The 10,921-nt window shown below is 63.0% G+C and carries 11 protein-coding genes; 5 read left to right on the top strand and 6 right to left on the bottom strand.

Translation table 11 applies throughout. The annotated features are described in order from the left end of the window. The first annotated feature begins 209 nt into the window (after positions 1-209). Entirely contained in the window at positions 210-548 is a 339-nt protein-coding gene (gene fdxA / locus EN984_RS08515; RefSeq protein ID WP_127267257.1) for a ferredoxin FdxA, read from the top strand. Positions 549-915: 367 nt separating this feature from the next. After that, on the top strand, positions 916-1,497 hold the full coding sequence (locus EN984_RS08510) for a CarD family transcriptional regulator (RefSeq protein WP_013529179.1): 582 nt from the start codon (positions 916-918) through the stop codon (positions 1,495-1,497). Between the two features lie 175 nt (positions 1,498-1,672). Here the strand turns inward: EN984_RS08510 and EN984_RS08505 are convergent, their stop codons facing one another. Next, positions 1,673-3,442, bottom strand: coding sequence for an ATP-binding protein (locus EN984_RS08505; RefSeq protein ID WP_127267256.1), 1,770 nt, complete (start codon positions 3,440-3,442; stop codon positions 1,673-1,675). A 129-nt stretch (positions 3,443-3,571) separates the two neighbouring features. Between EN984_RS08505 and EN984_RS08500 the strand changes: the two genes are divergently transcribed. Together EN984_RS08500 and EN984_RS08495 are read left to right on the top strand one after the other, a co-directional pair. After that, entirely contained in the window at positions 3,572-4,231 is a 660-nt protein-coding gene (locus tag EN984_RS08500) for a response regulator transcription factor (protein WP_127267255.1), read from the top strand. Positions 4,232-4,375: 144 nt separating this feature from the next. After that, positions 4,376-4,993 (top strand): LysE family translocator, encoded by a 618-nt coding sequence (locus EN984_RS08495; protein WP_127267254.1) that lies wholly within the window; start codon positions 4,376-4,378, stop codon positions 4,991-4,993. A gap of 182 nt (positions 4,994-5,175) precedes the next feature. Here EN984_RS08495 and EN984_RS08490 read toward each other — a convergent pair whose 3' ends face one another. The 3 genes from EN984_RS08490 to EN984_RS08480 form a co-directional block, all read right to left on the bottom strand. Continuing rightward, positions 5,176-5,946 (bottom strand): amino acid ABC transporter ATP-binding protein, encoded by a 771-nt coding sequence (locus EN984_RS08490; protein WP_127267253.1) that lies wholly within the window; start codon positions 5,944-5,946, stop codon positions 5,176-5,178. Further along, complete coding sequence (locus tag EN984_RS08485) at positions 5,943-6,623, bottom strand: amino acid ABC transporter permease (protein ID WP_127267252.1); 681 nt, start codon at positions 6,621-6,623, stop codon at positions 5,943-5,945. Before EN984_RS08485 ends, EN984_RS08490 begins: the two co-directional genes overlap by 4 nt. A 138-nt stretch (positions 6,624-6,761) precedes the next feature. Continuing rightward, a complete protein-coding gene (locus tag EN984_RS08480; protein WP_127267251.1) occupies positions 6,762-7,535 on the bottom strand; it encodes an amino acid ABC transporter substrate-binding protein in 774 nt (257 codons plus the stop codon). Between the two features lie 322 nt (positions 7,536-7,857). Between EN984_RS08480 and EN984_RS08475 the strand changes: the two genes are divergently transcribed. Beyond that, positions 7,858-8,721, top strand: coding sequence for an RNA polymerase factor sigma-32 (locus EN984_RS08475; RefSeq protein ID WP_023814301.1), 864 nt, complete (start codon positions 7,858-7,860; stop codon positions 8,719-8,721). A 24-nt stretch (positions 8,722-8,745) separates the two neighbouring features. Here the strand turns inward: EN984_RS08475 and EN984_RS08470 are convergent, their stop codons facing one another. Together EN984_RS08470 and EN984_RS08465 are read right to left on the bottom strand one after the other, a co-directional pair. Beyond that, positions 8,746-10,215 (bottom strand): M48 family metalloprotease, encoded by a 1,470-nt coding sequence (locus EN984_RS08470; RefSeq protein WP_127267258.1) that lies wholly within the window; start codon positions 10,213-10,215, stop codon positions 8,746-8,748. 257 nt (positions 10,216-10,472) lie between these two features. Then, positions 10,473-10,921 (bottom strand): ATP-binding cassette domain-containing protein (locus EN984_RS08465; RefSeq protein ID WP_127383699.1); only part of this gene is annotated, 449 nt, incomplete at its 5' end.

The raw sequence follows: 10,921 nt of genomic DNA, 5'->3' as shown, positions 1-10,921 counted from the left end.
GGTTCTGGGACAACGGCACGCCTGAGGCGAGAACTGAGCCCGGCAAACAGACGCTCTGCGGGACATGACTGACTTCCGCCGGGCCTGCAGTCTGGAATTCCATTCCGGAAACACCGGCACCGTCCGCAATGGCTACCCTTGCAAGCGGTCGACAAAGGCGTTACCTGACGGAAAAAGCCCAACAAAATGGGACGTCCCGGAGCCGACCGATGACCTATGTCGTGACCGACAATTGCATCAAATGCAAATACATGGACTGCATCGAAGTCTGTCCGGTCGACTGTTTCTACGAAGGCGAGAACATGCTCGTCATCCACCCCGACGAGTGCATCGACTGCGGCGTTTGCGAGCCGGAATGCCCGGCCGACGCAATCAAGCCGGACACCGAACCCGGCCTCGACAAATGGCTGCAGGTCAACACCGAATACGCCGAGAAATGGCCCAACATCACCGCCAAGAAGGAACCGCCGGGAGACGCCAAATCCTTCGACGGCGAGGCCGGCAAGTTTGAGAAATACTTCTCGGCCGAGCCCGGCGAAGGCGATTGACAACACGGCCGCAAAGGCCGGTATTACGCTGGGTAAGAGGCACGTCACATTAACCGGCTTGACAGCCGGCGCTGACCTGTGGCCTTCGCGTATGCAGCAAAACCTTGATTCTTCCGACTTTTTGTGTTACATCAGCGAAACATGCCGGTGACACAACGTCGATTTATGGCGCAGACGCCCCAAATCACTGAAAGGTGAAAATCCCATTCGGACCAGAGCGATCTGGGCCAGGCGGTCGCGATGTTGCGGTTTGCCGGTCCGGCCTTTCCGATGGGTTCATCTGTTGTGCGGCTAACGATCGGCTTCCCCGATCGCGCGAGTTCGGACCGGCAGGACGCCGGTGCCACAACAAGGAGTTCAGGGCGTAATGGCAACGATCACCCCGCAGAAGAAGTCCACCGCTGCGCGTCACGGTTTCAAGACCGGCGAGTACATCGTCTACCCGGCGCACGGCGTCGGCCAGATCGTCTCGATCGACGAGCAGGAAGTTGCTGGACACAAGCTGGAACTGTTCGTCATCGACTTTTCGAAGGACAAGATGCGCCTGAAGGTGCCGGTCGCCAAGGCGACCTCCATCGGCATGCGCAAGCTGTCGGAGGAGGATTATGTCGAGCGCGCGCTGAAGGTCGTGCAGGGCCGCGCCCGCGTCAAGCGCACCATGTGGTCGCGCCGCGCCCAGGAATATGATGCGAAGATCAATTCGGGCGACCTGATCTCGATCTCGGAAGTCGTGCGCGACCTCTACCGCGCCGACAACCAGCCGGAGCAGTCCTATTCCGAGCGCCAGCTCTATGAGGCGGCGCTCGACCGCATGGCCCGCGAGATCGCGGCCGTCAACCGCATGTCGGAAACCGAAGCCGTGCGCTTGATCGAGGTCAACCTCAACAAGGGCCCTAAGCGTGGCGCCAAGGCCGACAATGAAGAGGCCGAGCAGGAAGAAGCTGCCTGATCCTTCTCGCCTTTTCGAGAGATCCTGCCTGAAACGATTGGAGGCTCCGGTTTGACCGGGGCCTCTTTTGCTTTTGGGCGGCAGCTTCGATGTTGATGATGTACTGCGCACCAGCGTGCTGCATCGCGGCTTGCCGGCGCGCCGAACCGTGGTGCCGTCCAGCGCGCATTTTCGTTTAACGTGTGTCCCCACTTGTCGCCTTGCCAGCAAAGCAGGCCGCAGCAATGGTTTCGCGCAATTCCTCGTCGGCGATCGGCTTGTGCAGGATGCGGCTGCCGCTGGCGCTGATCTCCTTGAGGCGCGAAGGCGAGGTATCGCCGGTGATGATGATGGTCGGGACAACGCGGCCGATATGGGCGTGAAGCGCACGGATCGCGTCGGTGCCGGTGGTGTCATTCTCGAGACGGTAGTCTGCGATGATCAGGTCGACCGGCGCATCGCCGGCAGCCAGCGCCGCCGCATGGGCCTTCCGTGCCTCTGCGGCGGAGCGGCCGGGATAGACACGATGTCCCTCCAGGTTGAGCAAGCGCACCATGGCATCGAGAACGTCGCCCTCATCCTCGACCACCATGATGCCGGCGGCACTGCTGGCCGGCGATGTCGTGTCGACCTCTAAGCGAGCTTGCACCGCGCCGGCCTTCGCGACGGTGATGGAAAACAGGGAACCGCGTCCGGACGTCGAAGCCAATTTCAGCGGGTGCCCCAACAGGTCGGCGGTGCGGCGAACGATGGCGAGCCCGAGTCCCAGGCCTTGCGTGCGGTCCCGCGCCGGGTTCTGCAACTGCACGAACTCCTCGAAGACCATCCCCTGCTGATCGGCGGGGATGCCGGGGCCGCTGTCGAGGACCTGTATCTCCACACATGCGCCGCGCCGGCGACAGCCCAACAGGACACCACCTTGCTTGGTGTAGCGAAAGGCATTCGACACCAGGTTGTTGAGAATGCGCTTCAGCATCATCGGGTCGCTGTCGACGCAGAGGCCGCTGTCGACCACGCGCCACGTAAGTCCGCGCTGTTTCGCCTCGGCGGCGAATTCATTGCGAAGATCACCAAAGAGGTCGCGCAGCGGCACCGCCTCGCTCGCGACCGTGACGATGCCCGCATCGAGCCGGGAGATATCGAGCAAAGCGTTGAGCAGCCCACTGAAGTTGCTGACAACCGATTTCGCCCGGCTGGCCAGGTCGCGCGCCTCGCCGGAGGGTACGTCGCCGCGCTGCCCCAAAACGGCAAGCGTCGAGACCAGCAGGCTCAGGGCATGGATCGGTTGGCGCAGATCGTGACTCGCCGCCGCCAGAAAACGCGTCTTGGCACGGTCGGCGGTCTGCGCCCTGTCACGTTCCTCTTGCAGATGCTCGACCAGCGTTTCGTTCTCCAGTCGCAGGCTGACGGTTTCGCGCAGCATGCGGTAGGTGATACGGCAGTAGTAGAAATTGATCGCCACCAGCGACGCGAGCAGGAACAGGAAGGCGCCGGAAATATCGCTTTGGGTGGTCAGGCAGCGCAGGGCGACCGGCACCACCGTTGCCAGGATGGAACCAACCAGCGCCGGCGGAAAGGCCGACAGAGACGGCACGGTGCCGCAGACGAGACCAGTCAGGACGATGACCGTGAAGGACAGCACGATCGGCGCCTCGGGCATGAATCCGACCCAGCCAAGCACACCCCACAGAAGGCCTGACATGCAGGAAAATGCCGTCGCCAGCCATGCCCAGCGCAAGATCGAGTGGCGATCCCGGGCGCGGCTGAAAAAACGGCGCGACGCCAGCACCCGGATAGCCGTCAGCAGATACAGCGCCGCTAGCCAGCCGATCAGCCAATGGGTGGAAACGGCCGTTCTCAGCACATAGACCGCCGCCATCGAGATCACGATGTTGGAGATGACCACGCCGTAGGAATTGCGATACAGGAGTCCGATCAGGGCCTGGCGTATCTTGTCTTCCTGCATCGAATCCCCCCAATTGCCCCAAGTATTCTCCGGGCGGTCTTCCCCGGTACCGTTGATCTACCGGCAACCTGTTTCGCATAAGTTGGCGATTGATCCATATACGCCGCTGCAGTCCTGGATGGTGCCCTGATGAATCGCCCGCTCACCGCCATACTCGCCGACGACCATGCCATCGTGCGCGAGGGGCTGAAGCTGCTCATCTCGGCGATGGACAATGTCTCGGTCGTCGCCGAGGCTGCGGATGGCGAGGCGCTGCTTGGCCAACTGCGAAGCACGCGCGCCGACCTTTTGATCCTCGACCTCGGCATGCCAGGCGTCGCCGGGATGCAGTTCATCGCCACCATCAGGACCTTGGCGCCACACCTGCGCATCGTAGTGCTGACGGCCAATATCGAGCCGAGGACGGTGCGCGCCGCGCTCAGTGCCGGCGCCAACGCCTACCTGACCAAGGACGGCGATCCCGAGGAACTCGGCGCCGCCATCGAAGCGGTCAAGAAGGGGGGCACCTATCTGGCGAAAACCGTTCGCTTCGCCGTCAGCGATATGGGCAGGGGCAGCGAGCCGATAGCCGCACAGGAAATCCTCTCCCCGGTGCCGCTGACGCGGCGCGAACGGCAGATCCTTCAACTGGTGGCGCAAGGCATGATCACGCGCGACATCGCCGAACGGCTGGGTATCAGCCTGCCGACCGCTCGCAAGCATCGCGAAAACCTGATGGGCAAGCTCAATCTCCACAACACCGCCGAACTGACCGCCTACGCGGTTCGTCTGGGATTGCCCGCCGGCTGACATCGCAGCCGCTCGGCAACGTCCCCTTAACCATCGGCAGATTAGCCAAGCCCGATCACGATCCAAATACGGCATCTGCCGTATGTTTTCGGCCTGACCCCCAGCCTACTCCTCCCACGGCTTGATCACATGGGAGGAGCCGTCATGCCGTCGCTGGATCTTTGGATTCCGTTCGCCCTCGCAACGCTCGCCTTCGCCTGCATGCCAGGGCCGGCGATTCTCTACATGACCGCGCAGACGCTGGCCCATGGCCGTCAGGCGGGATTGATGGCGGCACTGGGTGTTCATCTCGGCTGTTACGTGCACATCCTGGCCGCGGCGGTCGGACTCGCCGCACTGATGGAACACGCGCCGGTCGCTTTCTCGATGATCCGATTGGCGGGCGCCACATATCTCATTTCGCTGGGCCTTGCCATGTTCCTGGGCTGGAACCGGATGGGCGAGGACGGTGCCAGGCCGGCCCCGAACACATTCCGCGACAGCATGGTCGTCGAGATCCTCAATCCCAAGACAGCACTGTTCTTCCTGACCTTCCTGCCGCAGTTCGTGGATCCGTCAGCCGCCATTGCCGTAGGGTTGCAATTCCTCATCCTCGGCATCGTCGTCAATCTTATCTTCTCGATGGCCGACCTGGCGGCGGTCGGCATCGCCTCGCTCGCCGTTGGCCGGTTCACCGGCGGCGGCGCCGGATGGGTGATCCCCAAGACATGCGGTTCGATCCTCATCGGACTTGGCGTGGCGCTCGTCAGCCATCATATCTGAACCTGCAAATGAAAAGCCGCGGCGTCAGGGGAGAGCCGACGGTGAAATTTTAGCGGCTGCCGGCAGCAAGGGCCAGTATGCCGGAGGGCGGCTGACGGCCTGCTCGCGCACGGCAAGATATCCCGGAAACCGGCGCCCCTTTTGGGCCATCACCCGAATTCAACACACTCTGGGCCGCGCTCTTACGCGCCGCCGCCTTCCTTCTCAGCCTCCTGCTTCAGCGTTGCGATGAACCGCTTCGTCCGTTGCTGCTGCGGATTGTTGAACAGCACCGCGGCCGGCCCCTTCTCGACGACGACGCCGGCATCGAGGAACACCACTTCCTGGGCGATCTTGGAGGCGAGGCGCAGATCATGCGTCGCCATCACCATGGTCGTGCCTTCGCTGGCGAGCTTGCCAAGCACCTCGACCACCTCTTGCGCCAGTTCCGGGTCGAGCGCCGAGGTCGGCTCGTCGCAGAGCAGCACTTTCGGCGACGGCGCCAAAGCGCGGGCGATCGCCACGCGCTGTTGTTGGCCGCCCGACAGCGTCGCTGGCCAGGCGTCTGCCTTGTGCACCATCCCGACCTTCTCCAGCAGAGCCAGTGCCCGCTCGCGTGCCCTCTCAGGCGACCATTTCAACACCGTCACCAGCCCTTCCATGACGTTCTCGATCGCAGTGCGATGCGGAAACAGCTGGAAGTTCTGGAACACCATGCCAGTCTGCAGCCGCAGGCGCTGGATATCCCTGGCCGGAACCCTGCCGCCGGGGTGGAATTCGAGCGTCTCGTCGCCAATGCGCACCGTGCCCGAGGTCGGGATCTCCAGGAGGTTGATACAGCGCAGCAGGGTGCTCTTTCCCCCGCCCGACGGACCGACCAGCGCCGTGACGCTGCCTTCGGCAATGGTGACCGTCACGCCCTTCAACACGAGATTGTCGCCGAAGCGCTTTTCGATGTTGCTGAGGCCGATCATGAGCGCGCCTCCAGGAAGCCGCCATAGCGGTTGAGCCGGGTCTCCAACCGCGTCTGCAAGGCCGACAGCACCGAACTCAGCGCCAAATAGAGGATCGCCGCCTCGACATAGAGGATCAGCGGCTCATAGGTGGTGGCGACGATGCGCTGCGCCGCCTGGAACATCTCCGGCACGGTGATGGCGGCGGCCAGCGACGTGTCCTTGACCAGCGAGATGAAGGTGTTGGAGAGCGGCGGCACCGCGACCCGGCCGGCTTGCGGCAGAATGGTACGCCGCATCGCCTGGCCCCAGGTCATGCCGATCGAATAGGCGGCTTCCCACTGGCCTTTCGGCACCGAGCCTATTGCCGCGCGGATGATTTCCGACGTGTAGGCGCCGATGTTGAGCGTGAATCCGATCAACGCCGCCGTGAAGGCGTCGAGCAGGATGCCGACCGACGGCAGGCCGTAGAAGATGAGGAACAGCTGCACCAAAAGTGGCGTACCCCGGAAGATCCAGACATAGAAGCGCACAAGCGCGACCAGCGGCTTGGGGCCGAACAGCCGGGCGAGTGCAGCACCCAACCCAACGGCCAGCCCCAAGGCGAAGGACAACAGCGTCAGCGGCACGGTGAAGATCAGCGCCGCCCACAGCAGCGAAGGCAGCGACTCCAGCATCAGTTGCAGCCAGTGCGGCACGTATGACCCTCCAGATTGGTCGAAGCAGCTTGGTCAAGGCGAGAATGCGTCTGCCATATCACGACAAAAGCGGCGGGCCGTCAAAGACGGCTCGCCGCTCTATGTGTCTCATGGCCGCGGAGCGGCTCGCCTCGTAGATTACTTCGAAACATCCTGGCCGAAATAGGTGTCGGCGATCTTCTTATAGGTGCCGTCGGCCTTGATGTCGGCCAGCGCCTTGTTGATCGCGGCGACCAGCTCCGGATCGCCCTTGCGCACGATGACGCCGGAATAGTCGGCGTTTTCCTCTTGCGCGGCAATCTTCACATTGGCGTCGGGCTTGTGCTTCTTGAAGTCGAGGAACGACAGGCTGTCATTGATCGTGGCGTCGGCGCGGCCGGTCAGAAGCAGCTGGATCGACTGGTCGAAGCCATCGGTGCCGACCAGTTCAGCGCCGTTCGTTTCGGCCAGCTTGCCGAAATTCGAGGTCAACGACTGCGCCGACTTCTTGCCCTTGAGATCGGCGAAGCTCTTGATGTCGGTGTTGTCGCCGCGCACGATCAGCACCGCCTTGGAGGCGATGTAGGGATCGGAGAAGTCGTACTTGGCTTTGCGGGCATCGGTGATGCCCACCTGATTGATGACGGCGTCGTAGCGATTGGCGTCGAGGCCGGCGATCAGTCCATCCCACTTGCCTTCGAGGAATTCGGCCTGGACACCAAGCTTCTCGGCAATCGCCTTGGCGATTTCGACGTCGAAGCCGACCAGTGCACCGGACGTGTCATGGTAGGTGAACGGCGCATAGGTGCCTTCCGTGCCGATCTTGATGACACCGGCGTGCTTGATCTGGTCGAGATTGGGGCCGGCATGACCTGAAGCGACAGCCAGGGCCTGCAGCGTTCCGGCGATAATGAGCGACTTGAGCCATTTCATTTTTCTGTGATCCCGTCCTTGGCCGGCTGGCCGGCATATTTGTGAGCGCTGGAAACTGACAGATGCAAGCCGAAAAAATAAGGAACAGGATTTCAAAAACGGCGGGTTTATGAAACCATATTCTCTAAACGGCACTTTCCACTCGTGATCGCTGCCATCTCAGACCTTCTGAGAATCCTTCAGGCAACACAATCGCGCCGCCGCGGTCGCGGAACCTTTCCCGCGCATGGCAGTTCTGGCTGTTCTAGGGCACGACGCCGGCATTTCAACCCGGGCGGCAGCCAACTTTGCAAAGTCATTCGCACCACCCAGGGAGCGCCTCATGATGGAAGACACGGCAGGACGGATCATGGTCCGCGCGGCAATGAAGGCTCCCTACCTCGAGCGTGACGAAGAGCATCGGCTTGCATTGCTCTGGAAAGAGGACAACGACCAGAACGCGCTGCACTCAATCACCGTCGCCCATATGCGGCTGGTCATTTCCATGGCCTCCAAGTTCCGCCATTACGGCCTGCCGCTCGGCGATCTGGTCCAGGAGGGTCATGTCGGATTGCTCGAGGCCGCCGCCCGCTTCGAGCCGGAGCGCGAGGTGCGGTTCTCGACCTATGCGACATGGTGGATCCGCGCCTCGATGCAGGACTATATCCTGCGCAACTGGTCTATCGTGCGTGGTGGCACCAGCTCGGCTCAGAAGGCGCTGTTCTTCAACCTGCGACGCCTGCGCGCGCGGTTGGCGAATGGCACGGAGCCGCTCTCCAACGCCACGCTCTATCGCGAAGTGTCGGAGGCGCTTGGCGTCTCCGAAGCCGATGTGGCGATGATGGATTCGCGGCTCTCGGCGCCCGACTCCTCGCTCAACATGCCTATTGCCGACGATGCGGGTTCGACCGAGCGCATGGATTTCCTGATTTCGGACGATCCGCTGCCCGACGAGATCGTCGGCGACAAGATCGATGTCGCGCGCCGCTCGCTCTGGCTGAGGGAGGCGCTTCGCGCGCTCAACGCACGGGAGCTGAGGATCATCGAGGAACGGCGGCTGAACGACGAGGGCGCGACACTCGAAGCGCTCGGCGAAACCCTCGGCATCTCCAAGGAACGCGTCCGCCAGATCGAGGCCCGCGCCATGGAAAAGCTCAAGGTCGCATTGGTGAAGCAGAATCCGGAGTTCATGGCGACTGCCGCCTGAACGGCGGCAGGCGTCCAGCGGCGCCTACTTGTCGGTGACGATCTTGACCTTGTCGCCGGCCGAAACCGCGGCACCGGGCGACAGCGCGTTGAGGACGCGGAACAGGTCGAGCTTGCGGTCAACGCCGACCATCTGCGCCGAAAGCGAACCCATCGTCTGCCCAGGCTGGACGGTGACGACGCGGATGTGCAGCGGCTTCAGCGCCGCCTTTTCGGCAGCACTCAGAATCCGGAACGAGCCGCTTACCGAACGGGCGATCGTGTCCAGAGACGTGCTGGCGGAAGGGGCCGCGGTCAGCAGCCGGTAGACTTGGCCGCCAGCGCGGATCACCGCTATGTCGAATTGCCAGCCTTCGGCGCCGGCATGCGCGGTCGCCGCCTCATTGCCGTTGATGGTTTCCTGCTTGACGCTGCTGTCGACGAGACCAGCCACCCAGCCGCTGCGGATATAGTCCGTCAGCGCCCGGTTCTTGTCGATAGAGACGCCATCGAAACGGATCGCTATGTCGCCGGGGCCGGTGGCCGTCACCGCTGCCGCCGAATTGTCGATGATGAAGCCGTCCGGCACCGTGAACGACACGCCAAGGCCCGGGTGCAGGAAGGTTTCGCCGCGCACATAGCCTTCCTCAGGCGTGTCGCCATAGAGCAGGCCGTCTATGCCGGCGAGGAAGGAATCGCGGTCGCGCGTGCCGACGCCCGGCGCGCCGAACTGGCGAGCATGGCGCTGCGCCAGATCGATGCGCTGCGGCGTGTTGGGGTGCGTGGCCAGGAAGTCCAGGCTGGCGTCGGTGGCGCCGCTGATCGAGCGGAAATCGGTATAGGCCGACATCGATTGAAGGAAGCGGCCTGCGGCGAAAGGATCGTAGCCGGCCTCGCCGATCGACTTGATGCCGATGGCGTCGGCTTCCAGCTCCTGGTTGCGCGAAAATTGCGCCAGCCTCAGCTTGCCGCGGATCAACGCCGCCTTGGCGGTCGGGCTGTCGCCGAGCACATCGGAAACCACCTTGGTCGCCAGGCCTTCCTCTGCCTCGAGCTGTTGGCGCTGCAGGCCGTGATTGGCAGTGACGTGGCCCATCTCATGCGCGATGACAGCGGCAAGCTCGGCCGAATCATTGGCCAGCGCCAGGAGGCCGCGGGTGATGTAGAGATAACCGCCCGGCAGCGCGAATGCGTTGACGTTGGGCGAATTTAGAATGGTGATGCGATAGGTCTGTGTCGGGTTGGCGGACACCACCGTCAAACTACCGACCACCTTGGCGACCATTCGCTCGAGCTTGGGGTCGGAATATTCACCGCCGTAAGTCGCCAGGATGCGCGGGTGCTGCGCCTTGGCCAATTCGGCGAGCTTGTTGTTGGCGCCGACATTGTCCACTGTGATCGGCTTGTCGGAAGGCTGGAAGCCGGATTCCTGAACTTCCGGCGGCGTGAACATCTGGCAGCTTGCCAACGCCACGGCAAAACCGGCCAGCGCGAGAAAACGCGCCAGCGGTTTCATTCCCAATGTGTTAGCGCCGATCGCCAGAACGGCTTCCTTTCGGGTCCCGGCGCATGACCACGAAAATCGGGGGCGATCTTCGGAACGTGTCATGCGCTATCTCAAACTGCTGCTGCATCCGTTGCCCGTCCCTTAGGGCGGGCGGCGGATACTGCAGGCAAATCACGGCCTGTGCCGGACCGGTAGGGCGACCTAGCCACACTCCCCCGGTCATGGCAAGCAAACGCCACATCGCCTGGAGCCGGTTTGACCGTAAATTATGTCCGCTTCCGGGCAACATCGCGTGATGTGGAATATCCAGCACCCGCGCCGATATAGCGCCGGAACGCCTCCGGACCAGCCCCGGTAAAGAAATCATCAGCCTTGCCGGTTGCGGCCACCAACCCATTGTCGACAAACACCATGTGCTCGCCGATGCGGCGTGCATCCTCGGGCTGGTGGGTGACAAATAGCACCGTCATGGCGCGTTCGGCATGAACGGCAGCAACCAGATTCAGCATCTCGTCGCGCAAAGCGGGTCCGAGCGAAGCGAATGGCTCGTCGAGCAGCAACACCGGTCGGTCGCGCACCAGCACGCGGGCCAGCGCGTCGCACTGGCGTTCGCCCCCGGAGAGCTCGCGCGGCAGGCGTTTCTCCTTGCCCGCGAGACCGGTGCGCGCAAGCGCCTCGGCGACCGCGGCGCGGTCCGCCTCGGTCAGTCCCAGGG

Source organism: Mesorhizobium sp. M7A.F.Ca.CA.004.12.1.1, from assembly GCF_003997835.1.
In the GTDB taxonomy this organism is placed as follows: Bacteria; Pseudomonadota; Alphaproteobacteria; order Rhizobiales; family Rhizobiaceae; genus Mesorhizobium.
The sequence above is the reverse complement of the archived record's forward strand: the minus strand, read 5'-3'. Positions and strand labels throughout refer to the sequence as shown.